Here is an 18327-nt window from a genome sequence, read left to right on the forward strand (position 1 = left end):
GAAACAGGCCACCGGAGCAGACTATTCGGGCGCAAAGGAACGAGTAAAAAAGAGGAAAGGTGCGCGGCGGCTACTCTATAAACAACGGAACCTGCAAATCCTTCTATATTTAACAGACTACTGCGGAGTTTACCCGTATCTAGCTGAACATACACCTGCACCATACCCCTCACTCTTATTCAGTCATGAAAAACACCGATCAGGAGAAACCTGCTAAAAAGGGCAAAAAGGAGAAGAACGCCGCGGAGAAGGCAGAGCGTAAAGCCGCAAAAGCCGCGCAAGCTAGCACCGCTAGCCTTTCAGATCCACGCACTGGCAAGAAATCAGATCAGAAGAAGGCGCTTAAAACGGCTGCCAAGCAGTTGCAGAAGGAGCTGGATATGCGCATGAAGGAAATGGTGAAGCGTATTCGCAAGGAAACGAAAGCCAAGCTCCAGGAAGTGGTGAAAGAAGCTACTCGCCGCCTCGATGCCGACACGGAGCGCCTGTTTGAGCAAGCTCTGCACTCCATTGTGCAACACCACGAAAACGGCACGCCGGCCGCCTCTGATAGCATCTCTACGGATGTTGTAGCCCCAGTAGTGGCCAAAACTCCTCGCTCACGCCCCGCCGCTGCCCCGCCCGTAGTGCCGGCTCCCGCAGCGGCCCGGCCTAGGCCAGTAGCCAAGCGGGCAGCTGCTCCGGCAGCTTCAGCAGGTGGCACAACCCGCAACCGCTCAGCTGCCAGCCGCACACCCGCAGCCCCCAGCCAAAACAGCAACGGCGTAGCCCAACCAAACGAAGGCACTAGCAGCGACACAGTTCAGTAAGCTACGTTTACTGCTTAGCACCGGCCCGTTGCTCTCCATTAGGAGGGCGACGGGCCTTTTGCTTTCAACAGACTGGCCTAGGCTCCTTCCCAACGGGGTGCCTACCTTGCTGCCCTATTCATAGCTCACAATTATCCTGTTTGCACCATGCCCAGTGGCACTCTGCTCCTCATCGACGACGAAGCCACCCTTCGCCAAGCTATCAGCCGCATGCTAGAGCTGGAGGGCTACACGGTGCTACAGGCCCCTGACGCCCGTAGAGGCCTAGAAGCGCTGCGGCAGTACGCGGAGGAAGTATTGGTCGTCTTGTCGGATGTGAAGCTGCCCGACGGGTACGGCCTCGACCTGCTGCCCCGGTACAAGCAGGCCGCGCCGCTGGCGGAGGTTATTCTGCTGACGGCCTATGGTACTATTCCCGATGGGGTACGGGCCATGAAGGAAGGCGCCTTCGACTACCTGACCAAGGGCGACTCCGACGACCAGCTGGTGGTAGTGGTAGATCGGGCCGCGGAAAAGGCCCGCTTGCAGCGGCGCGTGGCCGACTTGGAGAAGAAAGTGGGCTTGCAGCACAGCTTCGAGAGCATGGTAGGCCACTCGGCGGCCCTGGAGCAGGCCAAGAAGCTAGCTCAGCGCGCCGCCCCCACCGATAGCACGGTGCTGCTGGAAGGGCCCACTGGCTCCGGCAAGGAGCTGTTTGCCCAGGCTATTCACCAGGCGAGTGCGCGCCGGAGCAAACCGTTTGTGGCGGTGAACTGCTCGGCTTTCCCGAAGGATTTACTGGAGTCGGAGCTGTTTGGTTACCGCAAGGGTGCCTTCACGGGGGCGCTGGCTGATAAGAAGGGCCTGATGGAGGAAGCCAACGGTGGCACCTTGTTTCTGGATGAGATTGGGGAGTTGGAGCTGAACGTGCAAGCCAAGTTTCTGCGGGTACTCGAAACCCAACAGTTCACCAAGCTGGGTGATACCAAGCCTACCAGCGTGAACGTGCGCATTGTGGCCGCTACCAACCGCAACCTGCGCCAGGAAGCCGAGCTAGGCCACTTCCGCCCCGATTTGTACTACCGCCTCTCTGTATTCACGGTGCCGGTGCCGGGCCTCAACGAGCGGCGCGATGATGTGGACGTGCTAGCCAATTATTTCCTGCAGTTCTTCGCCGCTAAGCTACGCCGCCGCCTGAGTGGCCTAGAGCCTGAAGCCCTGGACCAGCTCCGCCGCCACGACTGGCGTGGCAACGTGCGGGAGCTGAAAAATGTGCTGGAGCGCGCCGCCATCCTCGCCGACGGCGACACCCTTACCATCGACGACCTCCCCGCCGAGTTTCACCACTTCGCCCCTGAGGCCACCGCCGACGAAGCTTCTGACAGGTCGTTGCGGGCGCTGGAAAAGCGGCAGATCCGGTTGGTGCTGCAGGAAACCGGTGGCAATAAGATGGAAGCCGCCCGCCAGCTCGGCATCGGCACCAAAACACTTTACCGTAAGATTCAAGAGTACGGGTTGTAGGCTATGTAAGAAATTATGCCCTGAGTGGCCTAGCGTTATATTATTACATCGTTATTATCCGTTACTTACTCCGGTAGTACTCTGCAGATCAGAGCCCTACTTATCAGTTCACGTTCTATCCTATACCCACCTCATCTATGAAGAAGCATTTACTAGGCCTCCTGCTGTTCGCACCGTGGTTGGCCAGCGCGCAAACGTCAGCGCCTTTCACTATCAAGGGCAAGCTTGGCACGTTGAATGCGCCTGCCAAAGTATACCTGGTGCGGGGAATGACCGTTGCGGATTCAGCTACCCTCAAGAACGGCGTCTTTGAACTAAAGGGCACCACGGAAGTGCCCATTACCGCCGACCTTGTTTTCCGGCCCAAGGGCCGTTTGACTAGCATGTATGGTCCATTAGACCGCACCCGCGTTTTCCTGGAGCCTGGCACCCTGCTCGTTACCAGTCCCGACTCACTGGCACATGCCACCTTAAAGGGCGGCCCAGCTACCACAGATTATGTGCGACTTGGTGAATCGATAAAACCTGTTCTCGCCAAAATCGAGGCATTTGGAGCTGAGGCGCAGAAGGCTACAGAACAGCAACGAAAGGACCCCGCCTACCAAGAGCAGATGAGGGACAAGTTTGAAGCAGTCAATAAACAGATTGCCAATGCCCATTATGCCTTCGTGAAGGCGAACCCAAATTCATGGGCCAGCCTGGATGCTCTACTGGGTATGCAGATGATGGATTTACCGCAGTACAACACGGTAGGCCCACTTTATGAGGCGCTCAGCCCAACCCTTAAGAACAGCCCCCAGGGTCGGGAATATGGGGAGCTAGTACGCGGTCTAAAAGCCGTGGCCATCGGGGCCCAGGCTCCTGACTTCAGCCAGAAAACTCCCGAGGGCAAGACCGTATCGTTGCGCGACTACCGCGGCAAGTACGTGCTGGTTGACTTCTGGGCTTCGTGGTGTGGCCCCTGTCGCCAGGAAAACCCATCTGTAGCCAAGGCCTACAACGAGTACAAGGGCCGCAATTTTGAGGTACTGGGCGTATCGCTCGATAATGAGAAGGATAAAGCAAAGTGGGTGAAGGCCATACAGGATGATCAGCTGCCCTGGACGCAGGTATCGGACCTGCGCGGCTGGGAGAATGAAGCTGCCCGAATGTACCAGGTGCGCGGTATACCGCAGAACTACCTGATTGATCCTAGCGGCAAAATCATAGCCGCTAACCTTAAAGGCGCTGACTTAAGGACCATGCTGGCGCAGCATATCAAGTAGCTCTTTCTACTTTCCGAGGCAGCTACCGCAGTTCCTCCACCCTATCGAACCGGGTTATTCTGACCGACACACCGGGTCAGAATGACCCGGTTTTTTGCGTCTAGGCCTCTCCTATTTTCTGCCTCAGCAAATTATTTAAACTGACCAACAATCACTTATAGAGCATTAGGCTACTATCAGAGTAACTCGGGCCGGGATTGGTAAGCAGGTCGGCACACGCTTAACCACACTTGCTTATGGCACCTGCCTTATTGATTCCGCTACTCACGGCCGTTGGCTGTGCCGGCTTCTGGTTCTTCTACAAATCCGTCGAAGTGTTTAAGCGCATCTGAAACTGACATACCGCTTCTCACCATGATGATGATCCTATTTGTGCTGGCGCTGGCCACTTTCTGCTACCTCAGCTACGTGCTACTGCGCCCTGAACGCTTTTAACCGTTCGTCGGCGTCCGTGCAGAGCCTTCGACTATCCTTTCAGCGCCAGCCGACTACTTACCTAATCTTACATGAACACTGAACTTCTCGGCATTGCCACCATATTTCTGGCTACGGTGGCGCTGGCTATTCCGCTAGGCCACTACCTGGCGGCCATGTACCGCGGCGACCGTACCCCCACCGATTTCCTGGCTCCGCTGGAACGCGGCCTGTTTCGCGTGGCGGGTATCAATCCCGCAAAAGAAATGAGCTGGCAACAGCACCTACTAGCGCTGCTCACCATCAACCTGGTGTGGTTCTTTTGGGCCATGTTGGTGCTTTGCACCCAAGGCAGCCTGCCGCTAAATCCTGATGGTAACGCCTCCATGTCGCCGGATTTAGCTTTTAACACGGCTATTTCCTTTCTGGTAAACTGCAACCTGCAGCACTACTCCGGCGAGTCGGGCCTGACTTATCTCTCGCAGATTGTGGTCATCATGTTTTTGCAGTTCGTGACGGCGGCTACGGGCCTAGCGGCCGCCGTGGTGGTATTTAATGCCCTACAAAACCGCAGCACCGAGAAGCTAGGCAACTTTTACAACTACTTCGTCAAGAGTATTACGCGCTTGCTGTTGCCCTTGTGCGTGGTTATCGGAGTACTTCTGGCTTTTAACGGCTCACCCATGACGCTGCATGGCAAGCAGCAACTGGTTACGCTGCAGGGAGATTCGGTAGCCGTGAGCCGGGGCCCGGTGGCAGCTCTGGTGGCTATTAAGGAGCTAGGTACCAATGGGGGCGGCTTCTTCGGAGCTAATTCTGCTCACCCGCTCGAAAACCCCAACTACTTCACCAACGCTGTTGAAAACGTTGCGCTGGCCCTGATCCCTATGCCCATGGTGTTCGCGCTGGGCTTTTACCTAAAGCGCCCCCGCCTGGCCTACATGATTTTTGGGGTGATGACCATTGGCTTTCTGGCGTTGCTTGCCCCTACGGTGTATTACGAGCTGCATGGCAACCCCGCCATTTCCAGCATAGGAATCAGCCAGAGCTTAGGAGCATTAGAAGGCAAGGAAATGCGCTTTGGCGCGGCGGCATCTGCTTACTGGAGTATCACCAACACGGTTATCAGTTGCGGGTCGGTCAATTCCATGCACGACTCCTTTATGCCGCTTTCGGGAATGAGCCAATTGCTGGGCATGATGACCAACGCCTTCTACGGTGGTTGCGGTGTAGGCCTGCTCAACTTCTTTGCCTACCTCATTATTGCCGTGTTCATTGCCGGCCTGATGGTGGGCCGCACCCCGGAGTTCTTGGGAAAGAAAATTGAGGCCCGGGAAATGAAGATTGCCGTCATCGTCACGCTGCTGCACCCGCTGCTGATTTTGGGGGGCACAGCACTGGCCGCCCACACTTACGCCGGCAACCCCACCGAATATGCTGGCTGGCTGGCTAACCCCGGCTTCCATGGCTTCTCGGAGCTGCTCTATGAGTTTACGTCCTCCTCGGCCAACAACGGGTCTGGCTTCGAAGGCCTCGGCGACAACACACCGTTCTGGAACATCAGCACGGGCGTAGTGCTACTGCTCTCGCGTTTCCTGCCCATCATCGGGCCGGTAGCTATTGCGGGGCTGCTTGCCAGCAAAAAGTACATCCCGGAAAGCGCCGGCACCCTGCGCGCCGACACCGCCACCTTCGGGGTGATGGTACTAACTGTCATCATCATTGTGGCGGCCCTGGCCTTCTTTCCTGCCCTAGCCCTAGGCCCACTGGCCGAGCATTTTAGCCTGTATTAGGCCGTCTTAGAGCGGAGTTTTTTCCCTCGTTTTACCTCCTAGCTCTAGGTTTTACCCTCTGAGTTCTACCCTCTCATGTCTTCCAAAGAACAATCTCTCTTTCAACCCGCGCTGGTTTCTGAGGCCGTAAAGCAGGCCTTCGTGAAGCTGGACCCGCGCGTGATGTTCCGCAACCCGGTGATGTTCACCGTGGAAATTGGAACGGTAGTCATGCTGCTCGTGACGCTAGGCCTGCTGGTGAACCCCGATGCCACGCAGGGCTCGTTCGGGTACAACTTCACCGTATTTGTGGTCCTGTTCCTGACCTTGCTGTTCGCCAATTTTGCTGAGGCCATTGCTGAGGCCCGCGGCAAAGCCCAGGCCGAAAGTTTGCGCAAAACCCGCGAAGAAACGCCGGCCCGCGTTATCGATGAAAAAGGCAACATCAGCTCTGTTTCATCGTCGCAGCTACAAAAAGGCCAGATGTTTCTGGTAGAAGCCGGCGAAATCATTCCCACCGATGGGGAAATCATCGAAGGCCTAGCTACCATCGACGAGTCGGCCATTACGGGCGAGTCGGCGCCGGTAATCCGGGAAGCTGGCGGCGATAAGTCATCGGTGACGGGCGGCACCAAGGTGTTATCAGACCGCATTAAGGTAGTAGTGACGACGGCCCCCGGCGAGTCGTTCCTAGACAAGATGATTGCCCTGGTGGAGGGCGCCTCACGGCAGAAAACGCCCAATGAAATTGCCCTCACCATTCTGCTGGCGGGCTTCACGCTGGTGTTCGTGCTAGTGTGCGTGACCTTGCAGCCCTTCGCGGAGTACTCCCGCACGCCCATTGCTATTTCGGCCTTTATTGCCTTGTTCGTATGTCTGATTCCGACCACCATTGGCGGGCTGCTCTCGGCCATCGGTATTGCTGGCATGGACCGCGCCCTGCGGGCCAATGTGATTACCAAGAGCGGCAAAGCCGTGGAAACCGCCGGCGACATCGACGTGCTGCTGCTGGATAAGACCGGCACTATCACCATTGGCAACCGCAAAGCCACCCACTTCTGGCCTGCCCCCGGCGTAGACGAGCGGCAGTTCATCGAATTTGCCACCCTTTCCTCCCTCACCGACGAAACGCCCGAGGGCAAGAGCATTGTGGAGCTGGCCCGCGAACAACAGGTGAGCCCCGAGGTTCTGCAGCCGCGCCTGCAAGGCGCTGAGTTGATCAAATTCACGGCCGAAACCCGCAGCAGCGGTGTGACATTGACCAGTGGCCTACGCATCCGCAAAGGCGCTTCCGACGCCATCCGGCAGCTTGTCAACAAAGCCAACCAGCCCTTCCCGCAGGAAACCACCCAGCGTGTGGAAACCATTGCCAGCAACGGCGGTACGCCCTTGGTGGTAAGCGAAAACGACCGGGTGCTGGGCGTAGTAGAGTTGCAGGATATTATTAAGCCTGGCATTCAGGAGCGGTTTGAGCGCCTGCGCAACATGGGTATAAAGACGGTGATGGTGACCGGCGACAACCCGCTCACGGCCCGATTCATTGCGGAAAAGGCCGGCGTTGATGACTTCATTGCCGAAGCCAAGCCCGAAGACAAGATGACCTACATCCGGCGGGAGCAGCAGGAAGGCAAACTGGTAGCCATGATGGGCGACGGCACTAATGACGCCCCCGCCCTGGCCCAGGCCGATGTGGGAGTAGCTATGAACTCCGGTACCCAGGCCGCCAAGGAAGCTGGCAACATGGTCGACCTCGACAACGACCCCACCAAGCTCATTGAGGTAGTGGAAATTGGGAAGCAGCTGCTCATGACCCGTGGCACGCTCACTACCTTCTCCATCGCCAACGACGTGGCCAAGTACTTCGCCATTGTGCCGGCCTTGTTTATGGTGGCCATTCCGAGCCTGCGCGCCCTGAATATCATGGGCCTGCACTCGCCGCAGTCGGCTATTCTGTCGGCCGTGATTTTCAACGCCCTCATTATTCCGGCGCTGGTGCCGCTGGCCCTGCGCGGTGTGGCCTACAAGCCCATTGGTGCCTCGGCGCTGCTGCGCCGCAACTTGCTGGTATATGGCCTGGGCGGGGTGCTGGTCCCCTTCATTGGCATCAAGCTGATTGACCTGCTGGTGGGCGTGTTTGTGTAGCCAACCGCCGATTTGCATTGCGGCCTTCGCCGCTTACCCCATCATTCCCTCTTACCTCATGAAAACGCATTTTTTTCCGGCGCTTCGGCTTTCCGCAGCCATGCTCGTGCTGTGCTGCCTCATATACCCGGCGCTGGTGTGGAGCGCGGCCCAAATAGTGCCCGGCCACGGCCAGGGCGTGCAGCTGACGCACAACGGCCGGGTAGTCGGCTTTGCCAACGTAGGCCAGAAGTTCGACCGGCCCGAATACTTCAACTCCCGCCCCTCCGCCGTGAACTATGCCGCCGATGGCTCGGGTGGCTCCAACAAAGGCCCCAGTAACCCCGAGTACCTAGCTACGGTGCACACCCGAGTGGAGGCGTTTCTGAGCCAGAACCCCACTATAAAGCGTGCAGATGTACCCGCGGAGCTGGTTTCGGCCAGCGGCTCCGGCCTCGACCCACACCTCTCGCCAGCTGGGGCTTATGCGCAAATAGAGCGGGTAGCGCGCTTGCGGAACTTGCCCATTGCCCAAGTTCGGGCGCTGGTGGCTGCTCAGGTAGAAGAGCCGCTCATTGTATTCTTCGGTCCCGCCAAAGTGAACGTGCTGCGTCTGAACCTGGCCCTCGATTCCCTGCAAGGCCGGTAGGGGCCTAGGTGGTATTGCATTCAATATTTATTCTGTTGCTTTAGCGCATCGTTACGCTACAGCTATTTCTCCCTTCTTCGCGCTGGCAAACAACTGATTTGCGGCGTCCTCTTCTCATGAAAGCTCTTTCGCTTCTCGCCCTAGGCCTGCTCAGCGCTTCCGCCGTAGTGGCTCAAACCACCCCAACTACTGATTCCACCCTGGCAGTACCGCCGGCTGTGGCTCCCGTTGAGGCCACTGCCAAACCGCTCACCACATATGGGTTTGTGGATGGATATTACGGCTACGATATCAAGCACGCGGCTTCCAATACACGGCCCGGCTTCCTATACTCTCACAACCGCCAAAACGAGTTTACGGTGAACAATGCTGTGCTCGGGATGCGCTATGATAATGGGCAGGTACGGGGGGCATTAGGCCTGCACGCGGGTACTTACGTGGCGGCCAACTATGCCAATGAAGACCATGTATTCAAGCACATTTATGAGGCCTACGCGGGCTTTCGGCCGTTTGAAAAAGCCTGGCTAGATGTAGGCATCTTTGGCTCTCACATCGGCTTCGAGTCAGCCCTAAGCAAAGACAACTGGACCCTTACTCGCTCTCTGATGGCCGAAAACTCGCCTTATTACGAAGCCGGGGCGCGCTTCACCTACGAAGTTGACCCCAAGCTGACGCTGACGGCGCTGGTGCTGAATGGCTGGCAGAACATCCGGGAGAACAACCAGAAGAAAGCTGTGGGCACCCAAATTCAGTGGAAACCCACGGATAAGCTGCTCATCAACAGCAGCACGTTCTACGGCAACGAGCAGCCTCAGGACCTAACGAAGCGTCGCCGCTACTACCACGATTTCTACATTAGCTACGCCGCCACCGACCGCCTAAGTGTGGCGGGCGTGTTTGACGTGGGCAAGCAGGAAAAAGTCACCCGCGGCAGCAAAGCTGATACTTGGCACACCGGTGCCGCCTTTGTGCGCTACAAGCTGGCCGACAAATGGGCCGCCGCCGGCCGCGCCGAGTACTACTACGCCGACCACGGCGTCATTATCAACTCCATCTCGCCCAACGCCACCGACGCCAACTTCAACGTGAAGTCGGCCTCTCTCAACCTCGACTACCTCCCCACCAGCAACGTGGCATTCCGGGTAGAAGGCCGCGTGTTTCACTCGGGCCAGAATTTTCTGACGGATCGTAACGGCCAGCCTACCAACAACTACGGCAACATTACCTCCAGCATTGCCCTGTCGTTCTAGGCCACTCTTACCCGCTCATGACACCGCCCGACGATCTATCTGCTGACAACACGCGCGACCATTCGGCGGAGAGGTTTCTGCGGCTGGTGCAACAGAAGCGCCGGGGGCGGCTGAAAGTGTACCTGGGGCTAGCCGCGGGCGTAGGCAAAACCTACCGCATGTTGCAGGAAGCCCACGAGCTGCGCCAGCACGGCGTAGATGTGGTGTTGGGCTACATCGAAACCCACAGTCGGCGCGAAACCGTGGCCCAGGTGCGCGACTTGCCCCAGGTGCCCCGCAAAACGCTGTTTTATAAGGGCCGCGCCCTCGAAGAAATGGATGTGGCGGCCATTGTGCAGCGCCGGCCGGCCGTAGTGGTAGTAGATGAGCTAGCCCACTCCAACGTGCCCGGCTCGCAGCATGACAAGCGCTGGCAAGACGTGGAAGAACTAGTAAAGGCGGGGATTTCGGTGATTACGGCCTTGAACGTGCAGCACCTGGAAAGCCTGCACGACCAGGTGCTGCGCATCACGGGCATCGACGTGACAGAGCGCGTGCCCGACCTGCTGCTCAAGCAGGCCGATGAGGTAGTAAACGTAGACCTGACGGTGGGCGAGCTACGGGCTCGCCTGGAAGAAGGGAAAATCTACGACCCACAGAAAGTACCCACGGCCTTGCAAGGGTTTTTCCGGCCCGATAACCTGCTGCAGTTGCGGCAGCTGGCCGTGCGGGAAGTATCGTTGCTGCTAGGCCACCAGATTGAGTCGGACGCGGGTGGGGCCGCGCCGGTGGCACCGGAGCGCCGCACCACCGACCGACTTCTGGCCTGCATCAACTCCAACGCCGCCGCGGCCAAGGAAATCATCCGCAAAACCTCCCGCCTCGCCGACCGCCTTTCGGCCGCGGCCTGGTACGTGCTCTACGTGCAGACCACGCGCGAATCGGCGGAGCGGATTGGGCTGGCCACGCAACGCCACTTGCTGGGCAACCTGCAGCTGGCTACCGAGCTGGGCGCCCAAATTTTGCGCGTAAAAGACGACGACGTGGTGGGGGCCATTCAGCGGGTGGCCCGCGAGAAAAACGCCACGCTGCTCGTGTGCGGCGTCACGGGCGAGAAAGACCTGTGGGAGAAAATCAGCCACCGGAGCGTCACGCAGGACTTGGTGCGGGCGGTGGCCCGTTCTGGCCTGGAGCTCGACATTTTTTTGGTCACGTACTGAAGAGTGTGGACGGCAAGCAACCAGACTGTCATGCTGAGCATGTGGCGCATCAAGCCAAAGACCGAAGCATCTCTACCGCTTTTCTAGGCCAGTAATTAGCTGGAGGTAGAAATGCTTCAGCTTCGCTCAGCATGACGGGCTAGAAAATTTAAGAACACGATTTCAGGCTACTGTCAACAAGCTCTAACCAACCGTTCTGCTGCTCTTTCTTCGCCTGACAATCAAGATTTCTGCGTCATGCAACTCAAAACCAAAATTACCTTGGGCTTCGTGGCCATGCTGGCGCTATTGCTGATTATTGGCGGCTACGCCTACTATGCGGTGCAGCGGCTCGATGCCAATTCACGCACGGTTCTGCGGGCGAACTTCTACACCATTGAGCTGGGCCAGCAGATGCTGCGGGCCCTCGACAAGATGGAAACGGCCCCGACGGCCCCCGATGCGCTGCCCCGGTTTGAGCGGGCCCTGACCCGTGAGGCCGGCAACCTCACTGAGCCCGGCGAGCAGGCTTTAGTTGACTCCCTGACGCATAATCTGGCTGCCTACCAGCAACTCATAGCGACGGCTCCGGCCGCAGCTCAGCAAACCCAACTGGAAGAACTGCGGACCCAGACTCACCGCATGATTGACCTGAACGTGCGGGCCCTCACCACGAAGAATTCCGCCTCTAATCAAGCCACTGAGCGTGCCAGCCACTACCTGCTGGCCTGCATTTCTCTGGCCCTGCTGGTAGGCCTGGGCCTGGTACTGAGCGTACCCGAAGCCGCCGTAACGCCACTGCGCAAAGTAACAGCCGCCATCCGGCACGCCAGCCAGGGCAATTATCACCAGACCATCCCCGTAGAAAGCCACGACGAGTTTGGCACCGTAGCCAGTGCCTTCAACAACTTACTGATGCGGCTGCAGGAGTTCCGCTCATCCACCACTGCCGACCTGATTACGGAGCGCAACCGAATGGAAAGCTTAGTGAACAGCCTCGATGAAGGCCTGTTGCTCATCGACCAGCACCGGCGCATTTTGCTGGCCAACCCTACGGCCGCCGAGCTGCTGGGCGTGCCGGTTGCTCAGCTGGTAGGGCAGCCCGCTGATGAACTGGCGACACAGAACGACCTGCTCCGGTCTTTGCTGACGCCCCTGGAGGCGCCGCGCCGCCAGCAGGCCCTGGCCGAAGCGCCGCTGTTCACCATCACGCAGAACAACGAGGAAGCGTACTTCCGCCTCACCGTCCACGACATTGTCTCGTTCAATAAGGCCGCCGATGAAATGCAGTTCGTAGGCCACATACTGGCCCTGCGCAACGTGTCTGACTTTAAGCGGCTGGACCAAGTGAAATCAAACTTCCTGGCTACCGTATCGCACGAGCTGAAAACGCCTTTATCGAGTATGAACATCAACCTGCGTCTGCTGCAGGATGAGCGCGTGCCCGCCGACGAGCGCCAGCGCATTACTAGTAGCATTCGGCAGGAAACGCAGCGCTTGCAGCGCATGGTAAGTGAGCTATTGGATGTGTCTCGCCTCGATGCCGGTGCCGGTATTCAGCTTAATGTACACCCCACTGATCTGGGCCAAGTGGTACGCTACGCCACCGATACGGTGCAGGCGCAACTGGATGACAAGCAGCTGCGCCTGGAAATCGACCTCCCTCCTAACCTGCCCCAGGCCTACGCCGACGTTGAAAAAACTACCTGGGTGCTTATCAACTTGCTTGCTAACGCTATTCGCTACTCCCCTACGGGCGAAAGCCTCATCGTACGGGCCGAGGTAGCGGGGGCGCTGGTGCAAGTGTGCGTGCAAGACCGCGGACCTGGTATTGCCGCCGAGCACCACGACCGAATTTTTCAGCGCTTTGCCCAAATTCCGGACAAAACCGGCTACCGTGGTGGCTCTGGCTTAGGGTTGAGCATTGCTCGCGAGTTTATTACCAGCCAGGGCGGCCGGTTATGGGTAGAAAGCGAATTGGGCACGGGCAGTACTTTCTGCTTCACGCTACCCCTGGTTAGTTAGGTGCCACGGGCAGGCGCACGGTATCCACCGCAGCGCCATTGAGCCGCCGCAATCGGGTTTCTGGAGTCGTGTTGTTATTGTCGTTGGTGTTTAGGCTCTCGGGGCGCTTGCGGGAGTTGATACCACTAGCCTGCTCCCGGATTGGGACGCGGCCGGGCGTGGCATCTGGCACGGAGCCGCCGTAGCCGGCACCGCTATTGTAAGCCGCCTGGCGGTCGGCATCGGTGCGGATTTCCGTGGGTAGGCGCCCTGGGCGCTCCTCCGCGCTTTCCTGCGTGGCAGTGCAGGCAGATAGCCACAGGCCTAGTAATGGCACCAGCGCACGCAGCGGACGGAACAGAACTCGAAACTTCATCACACAATACAACAAGAGCCCATCCGGCAGTGGATGAGCTCTTGCTACAACGCGCCGTGGCGCTGGTAAGTTGGCGTAAGTTTTCATTGCGAGCCGCGGGAGGAATCTGGTTTGCCTTCTAATGGTTTGACCCATATTCCTCGCTACGCTCGCAATGACAGTTCCGGGCCTGCTCTATGCCACTTTAGGCTGGCCTAGAGCTTCGCGAATCCCATCCCAGAGAGCCACGCGGGCCTGCATGCAGCGGGTGGCTACTTCCTGGCTTTCCTGCCAACGCTCCGCATCATTGCCGCACAGGTCGCGCACCATTTGCTGGGCCAGTGGAGTGTGCACCTCCTCATCCAGCTGAATGTGGCGGTTGAGGTAGTAGGTGAACGTATCAAGCTGACCAGGGAAACGCTGGCTCAGGTCGCCTACCAAGTGGCGGAACATGTCGGGAATTACATCTTCGCGGCCAAAGGTGAAGGCCGCCGCCACGGCGTGCGGTTTGCCCGACTCAATGATGCGGAATGTATCCAGCACGAACTCCCGCACCGAGGCGGGCGCCTGGGCCTGCTCCAGCGCCTGGCCTACGGAAGGGCCTTCGGCCAGGGCAGCCAGCAGGCGTTCAATGGGCGCGGTATCGGCGCCGCACTCGCGCATGGAGCGCAGGTAGAGCTCGAAGTGGCTGGCGGGGTTGCCCTCGGGGTCTACGTCGGTTTCTTCTTCCAGCACAATGTCGTTGATGAGGCGACGCGTGGCGGGGTTGCCGCGCGGCACCCACGGCACCTCCACGCAGGTCAGCTCCCGCTGCAAGGCTTTCAGCAAGGACATAAAATCCCACACCGCAAACACGTGATGCTGCATAAACACGCGCAAATCTTCCAGCGAGTGCAACGACTGGTATACACCATGGGCCACAAGCTGCTCGCGGGCCGGTGCTAAGGCATCTTGCAGCTCGGCAATCGAATCAGAATGAACTTGAGTTGACATAAGGCAAAGAGAAAAATACGGCTGAGCTTTCGCTTTAGGCCACAACAAACGAAACGGCCCGCCGGCTTGGATTGCCAGCGGGCCGCCACAAAATTACAGTTGAGCTATCATTCCGAGCATGTCGCGCATCAAGCATGAGAAATGGAATCAGGCTATAGGCCTAGAGGCTAATTCAAATTTCTCGCTACCGCTCGGAATGACACACTGTTACTTCGTCTTTTCGAAGATCATGCCATCGGAGTCCATGCAGTAGCGCTGGCCGGTGGGCTTGGGGCCGTCATCGAAAACGTGGCCTAGGTGGCCACCGCACTTAGCGCACACCAATTCGTCGCGGCTCATGCCCAGGCTGTTGTCGGCGGTTACTTTCAGGCTGGCTTCGGTGGCCGGGGCCCAGAAGCTAGGCCACCCCGTGCCCGACTCAAACTTGGTTTCGGAGGAGAACAGCAGGTTGTGGTCGGCGGCGCAGTAGTAGTTGCCCTTCTCGTGGTTGTTGGCATACTTGTTCACGAAAGGCCGCTCAGTGCCCTGCTCCCGCAGAATAAAATACTGCGCGGGCGTAAGCTGGGCTTTCCACTGCGCATCAGTTTTACGAACGGGGAATTCGTCGGGCTTACCTGTGACGAGCTTGGGCTTAGGATATGCTTTAGCTGATGCCGACGGATTGGTTACGGGGCGGGGCGAATCTGCGAGGTCCATTTTCGCGTCGCGCTTGCTCTTATTTTGCGAGCAGGCGGAGTTGAGCGTCAGGGCAGAAAGCAGCACAATCAGAAGGGAAGAACGCATGGGTTGTAGTGAGAAAAAGAAGTTCAAGAGAAGTGGCCTAGCGCACTCAGGCGGGCTACTTGCACAACATACGGAGCTGGTCTACAGTTCGGTCTTGGCTCAGCAGAAAGTTCTAGGCCAGTCCGTTGGGGAACCTCAGCTACCCAAGTAGTTGTCTTGCTATCCGCGCGCCGTTTCTTCCCCGCTCATTAACAATTAATTACCCGCAAGTTTTTGCGGTAAACATTCCGTACCTTTGCGCCCGGAAAACCCTTTGTATGCAGAACATTCGCAATATCGCCATCATCGCGCACGTTGACCACGGCAAGACTACGCTCGTGGACAAGATCATTCACGCTTCCAAGCTGTTCGACGAGCACCAGCAGTTCGACGACCTCATCCTGGACAACAATGACCTGGAGCGTGAGCGAGGCATTACCATCGTTTCGAAAAACGTATCGGTACGTTATAAAGACGTAAAAATCAACATCATCGACACCCCTGGTCACGCCGACTTCGGTGGTGAGGTGGAGCGCGTACTGAAGATGGCCGACGGCGTACTGCTGCTCGTCGATGCCTTCGAAGGTGCCATGCCCCAGACCCGTTTCGTGCTGGGCAAAGCCATCGACCTGGGCCTGAAGCCCATCGTGGTGGTAAACAAAGTCGACAAAGAAAACTGCCGTCCCGACGAGGTGCACGAGCAGGTGTTCGACCTTATGTTCAACCTGGGTGCTACGGAAGATCAGCTGGACTTCGTGACGCTGTACGGCTCGTCGAAGCAGGGTTGGATGAGCACCGACTGGAAAACCAAAACCGATAGCATCATTCCGCTGCTCGACGCAGTAGTAGAGTCTATCCCGGCTGCTCCTCAACTTGACGGCACTCCTCAGATGCAGGTTACCTCGCTCGACTACTCGTCGTTCGTGGGCCGTATCGCCATCGGCCGCGTGCACCGCGGTACGCTGAAAGAAGGCGCCAACATGAGCCTGATCAAGCGCGACGGCACCATCAAGAAGGTTAAAATCAAAGAACTGCAAGTGTTCGAAGGCCTGGGCCGCACGAAAGTAGCCGAGGTTAGCTCGGGCGAAATCTGCGCCGTAACGGGTATCGAAGGCTTCGACATCGGCGATACGCTGGCTGACGCTGAAAACCCCGAGGCACTGGCGGTTATCAGCATCGACGAGCCGACGATGAACATGCTGTTCACCATCAACAACTCGCCGTTCTTCGGCAAGGAAGGTAAGTTCGTGACCTCGCGTCACCTGCGCGACCGTCTGTTCAAAGAGACCGAGAAAAACCTGGCTCTGCGCGTAAAGGAAACCGACCGCGAGGATTCGTTCCTGGTGTACGGCCGTGGTATTCTTCACTTGTCAGTTCTCATCGAGACCATGCGTCGCGAAGGCTTCGAGCTGCAAGTAGGCCAGCCCCAGGTACTGTTCCGTGAAGACGAGAACGGCAACCGTCTGGAGCCTATCGAGCACTTGGTAGTTGACGTACCAGAGGAAACTGCTGGTAAGGTTATCGAGCTGGTGACGATGCGCAAAGGCGAGCTGACCATCATGGAGCCCAAGGGCGACCTGCAGCACCTGGAGTTCAACATCCCCGCTCGTGGCCTGATTGGTCTGCGTAACAATGTACTGACCGCCACCGCTGGTGAGGCCATCATGAACCACCGCTTCTCGGCTTACGAGCCGTACAAAGGCGTGATTCCGGGCCGTATCTCTGGTTCGCTGATTTCGATGGATACGGGTGCTGGCACTGCATACACCATTGATAAGATGCAGGACCGCGGTGAGTTCTTCGTTGATCCAGGTGAGGAAGTGTACGCTGGCCAGGTTATCGGTGAGCACACCCGCCCCAACGACTTGACCATCAACATCCAGAAAGGCAAGAAGCTCACCAACATGCGTGCTTCCGGCTCCGACGACAACGCCAAGATTATCCCGAAGCGTCAGTTCTCACTGGAAGAAGCCATGGAATACATCCAGAAGGATGAGTACCTGGAGGTGACGCCCAAGTCGATGCGGATGCGCAAAATCCTGCTCGACGAGAACGAGCGTCTGCGCTCGGCCAAGAAAGTAGACTAGTTTTTCTAGTTCAGCGTACTGAAAGGAGCACAACCAATGGTTGTGCTCCTTTTTGCTTTTGGGCAACTCGTTTCCTCACTGATAACCGAGGAAATAAAGTTTCTACCTGACGATATGCTGAAACGCTACTGCTGTATTCTCCTGCTTGCCTTTACTGCCTGTGTGGGTACGCGCCCGGCTACTGGCCTGCGCGTTGCGGCTGGCTACTGCGACCCTCCTACCCCCTACCGATACGACTCAGCGTTTGTGCCGGTACGTGATTTTGAAGCCGCTCTTACCCCTGCACTCTTAGCGCGTTATCCGCAGCGCACGTTGCAAACCGCCAACGCCGTGGGTATTCTACCGCTCTTGCAGCAACTGGTGGCACTGGAAAACCAGAAGCGCCAACACTCACCCCTCACTGAAGAAGTAGCTTTGCTGGATCTACGTCAGCGTATTCTCGCTCAGATAGCCCTAGTAAGCACCAGCATAGCCAGCGTGGCGGCTGAACTGGACTGCGAGGGAGAACGTGCCGACCAAATTGCCACCTACCTCCGGACACAGGATGACCGACGCACGCAACGGCTCAATGTGCTTTCTATCAGCATTGGGGCATCTAGTGGCATTGGCACCACTGTGCTTGACAACAAAGCGGCGCAGTACACGCTGGGTATAGGAGGTGGCTTACTATCGGCGGGGCTGGGCCTGCTGACATTGACTGGTGGACACTCGGTGGAATTCATGCACCCGCGCAATTTGCTGACTGATGTCTGGCGAGAGCAACCAACGTCTGTGCTTTTTCCGCCTAGTGTGTGGTACATGCTTATCACGCCCGCTTTCAGCAACAGCGGCAAGCAGAGCATTGCCTATAACACCCGTAAGCGGTGGGAGCACTACGGCGAGCTAACCCAGCCCGAAGCCCAGGCAGGCCAGGAACTGGCCACGCTTCTATTTGGGTCGGGCGGCCAGTACACCGCTGAACAACTAGTGATTCGGGCCGACATGCTGAACGAGTTACAGTCGGCCGTCTATTTGCTTAACCAGGAGATGCAGGGACTGTTGGCAGCCCTGAATATTCCGGCTCCATAGGCACCAGCTTTGCGTTGTAAAACCTCCCGAGTGGCTGTGCTCGATCTAATCTAATAGAGTTCTAATACCATCAGGAAGGCAGTGCCGGTACCTTTGCGGG

15 protein-coding genes are annotated in these 18327 nt (G+C 57.7%); 12 read left to right on the forward strand and 3 right to left on the reverse strand.

Annotated features, from left to right (window positions below; translation table 11 throughout):
- The first annotated feature begins 185 nt into the window (after positions 1-185).
- From EU557_RS04660 to EU557_RS04705, 10 genes are all read left to right on the forward strand, one after another.
- On the forward strand, positions 186-809 hold the full coding sequence (locus EU557_RS04660; RefSeq protein ID WP_135529228.1) for a hypothetical protein: 624 nt from the start codon (positions 186-188) through the stop codon (positions 807-809).
- 147 nt (positions 810-956) lie between these two features.
- Positions 957-2309: a sigma-54-dependent transcriptional regulator gene (locus tag EU557_RS04665; RefSeq protein WP_135529229.1), complete on the forward strand. Its 1353-nt coding sequence runs from the start codon at positions 957-959 to the stop codon at positions 2307-2309.
- Between the two features lie 137 nt (positions 2310-2446).
- The gene (locus EU557_RS04670; RefSeq protein WP_135529230.1) at positions 2447-3574 is read left to right on the forward strand and encodes a TlpA disulfide reductase family protein; all 1128 of its coding nucleotides are present in this window, start codon (positions 2447-2449) and stop codon (positions 3572-3574) included.
- Between the two features lie 360 nt (positions 3575-3934).
- Positions 3935-4009, forward strand: coding sequence for a potassium-transporting ATPase subunit F (locus tag EU557_RS26075; RefSeq protein ID WP_425351918.1), 75 nt, complete (start codon positions 3935-3937; stop codon positions 4007-4009).
- A gap of 71 nt (positions 4010-4080) precedes the next feature.
- Positions 4081-5781, forward strand: coding sequence for a potassium-transporting ATPase subunit KdpA (gene kdpA / locus EU557_RS04680; RefSeq protein ID WP_135529231.1), 1701 nt, complete (start codon positions 4081-4083; stop codon positions 5779-5781).
- Positions 5782-5856: 75 nt separating this feature from the next.
- Complete coding sequence (kdpB, locus tag EU557_RS04685) at positions 5857-7902, forward strand: potassium-transporting ATPase subunit KdpB (RefSeq protein WP_135529232.1); 2046 nt, start codon at positions 5857-5859, stop codon at positions 7900-7902.
- Positions 7903-7960: 58 nt separating this feature from the next.
- Positions 7961-8530 (forward strand): potassium-transporting ATPase subunit KdpC, encoded by a 570-nt coding sequence (kdpC, locus tag EU557_RS04690; RefSeq protein WP_135529233.1) that lies wholly within the window; start codon positions 7961-7963, stop codon positions 8528-8530.
- A gap of 116 nt (positions 8531-8646) precedes the next feature.
- On the forward strand, positions 8647-9780 hold the full coding sequence (locus EU557_RS04695) for a porin (protein WP_135529234.1): 1134 nt from the start codon (positions 8647-8649) through the stop codon (positions 9778-9780).
- Between the two features lie 17 nt (positions 9781-9797).
- Positions 9798-10979, forward strand: coding sequence for a sensor protein KdpD (locus EU557_RS04700; protein ID WP_135529235.1), 1182 nt, complete (start codon positions 9798-9800; stop codon positions 10977-10979).
- Positions 10980-11216: 237 nt separating this feature from the next.
- Entirely contained in the window at positions 11217-12983 is a 1767-nt protein-coding gene (locus tag EU557_RS04705) for an ATP-binding protein (protein WP_135529236.1), read from the forward strand.
- On the opposite strand, the gene EU557_RS04710 is transcribed toward EU557_RS04705, so the two are convergent.
- The 3 genes from EU557_RS04710 to msrB all read right to left on the reverse strand — a co-directional run bounded on the left by EU557_RS04710 (position 12976) and on the right by msrB (position 15093).
- Complete coding sequence (locus tag EU557_RS04710; protein WP_135529237.1) at positions 12976-13338, reverse strand: hypothetical protein; 363 nt, start codon at positions 13336-13338, stop codon at positions 12976-12978. The genes EU557_RS04705 and EU557_RS04710 overlap by 8 nt on opposite strands.
- Positions 13339-13512: 174 nt before the next feature.
- Positions 13513-14310, reverse strand: coding sequence for a DUF3050 domain-containing protein (locus EU557_RS04715; protein WP_135529238.1), 798 nt, complete (start codon positions 14308-14310; stop codon positions 13513-13515).
- Between the two features lie 207 nt (positions 14311-14517).
- Entirely contained in the window at positions 14518-15093 is a 576-nt protein-coding gene (msrB, locus tag EU557_RS04720; protein ID WP_135529239.1) for a peptide-methionine (R)-S-oxide reductase MsrB, read from the reverse strand.
- Between the two features lie 257 nt (positions 15094-15350).
- On the opposite strand from msrB, the gene typA reads away from it, so the two are divergent.
- Together typA and EU557_RS04730 are read left to right on the forward strand one after the other, a co-directional pair.
- Positions 15351-17159, forward strand: a complete 1809-nt coding sequence (typA, locus tag EU557_RS04725; protein WP_135529240.1) for a translational GTPase TypA — start codon at positions 15351-15353, stop codon at positions 17157-17159.
- Between the two features lie 114 nt (positions 17160-17273).
- Positions 17274-18227, forward strand: coding sequence for a hypothetical protein (locus EU557_RS04730; protein WP_167855086.1), 954 nt, complete (start codon positions 17274-17276; stop codon positions 18225-18227).
- Positions 18228-18327: the final 100 nt, after the last annotated feature.

Source organism: Hymenobacter wooponensis (genome assembly GCF_004745865.1).
In the GTDB taxonomy this organism is placed as follows: Bacteria; Bacteroidota; Bacteroidia; order Cytophagales; family Hymenobacteraceae; genus Hymenobacter; species Hymenobacter wooponensis.

What these genes read in the sequence shown, in the direction of transcription:
- EU557_RS04695 (WP_135529234.1), top strand. Translation starts at nt 8,647, where the DNA reads ATGAAAGCTCTTTCGCTTCTCGCCCTAGGCCTGCTCAGCGCTTCCGCC.
- EU557_RS04660 (WP_135529228.1), top strand. Translation starts at nt 186, where the DNA reads ATGAAAAACACCGATCAGGAGAAACCTGCTAAAAAGGGCAAAAAGGAG.
- msrB (WP_135529239.1), bottom strand. Translation starts at nt 15,093, where the DNA reads ATGCGTTCTTCCCTTCTGATTGTGCTGCTTTCTGCCCTGACGCTCAAC.
- EU557_RS04730 (WP_167855086.1), top strand. Translation starts at nt 17,274, where the DNA reads ATGCTGAAACGCTACTGCTGTATTCTCCTGCTTGCCTTTACTGCCTGT.
- EU557_RS04710 (WP_135529237.1), bottom strand. Translation starts at nt 13,338, where the DNA reads ATGAAGTTTCGAGTTCTGTTCCGTCCGCTGCGTGCGCTGGTGCCATTA.
- EU557_RS04670 (WP_135529230.1), top strand. Translation starts at nt 2,447, where the DNA reads ATGAAGAAGCATTTACTAGGCCTCCTGCTGTTCGCACCGTGGTTGGCC.
- kdpA (WP_135529231.1), top strand. Translation starts at nt 4,081, where the DNA reads ATGAACACTGAACTTCTCGGCATTGCCACCATATTTCTGGCTACGGTG.
- EU557_RS04715 (WP_135529238.1), bottom strand. Translation starts at nt 14,310, where the DNA reads ATGTCAACTCAAGTTCATTCTGATTCGATTGCCGAGCTGCAAGATGCC.
- EU557_RS04665 (WP_135529229.1), top strand. Translation starts at nt 957, where the DNA reads ATGCCCAGTGGCACTCTGCTCCTCATCGACGACGAAGCCACCCTTCGC.
- typA (WP_135529240.1), top strand. Translation starts at nt 15,351, where the DNA reads ATGCAGAACATTCGCAATATCGCCATCATCGCGCACGTTGACCACGGC.
- kdpC (WP_135529233.1), top strand. Translation starts at nt 7,961, where the DNA reads ATGAAAACGCATTTTTTTCCGGCGCTTCGGCTTTCCGCAGCCATGCTC.
- EU557_RS04700 (WP_135529235.1), top strand. Translation starts at nt 9,798, where the DNA reads ATGACACCGCCCGACGATCTATCTGCTGACAACACGCGCGACCATTCG.
- kdpB (WP_135529232.1), top strand. Translation starts at nt 5,857, where the DNA reads ATGTCTTCCAAAGAACAATCTCTCTTTCAACCCGCGCTGGTTTCTGAG.
- EU557_RS04705 (WP_135529236.1), top strand. Translation starts at nt 11,217, where the DNA reads ATGCAACTCAAAACCAAAATTACCTTGGGCTTCGTGGCCATGCTGGCG.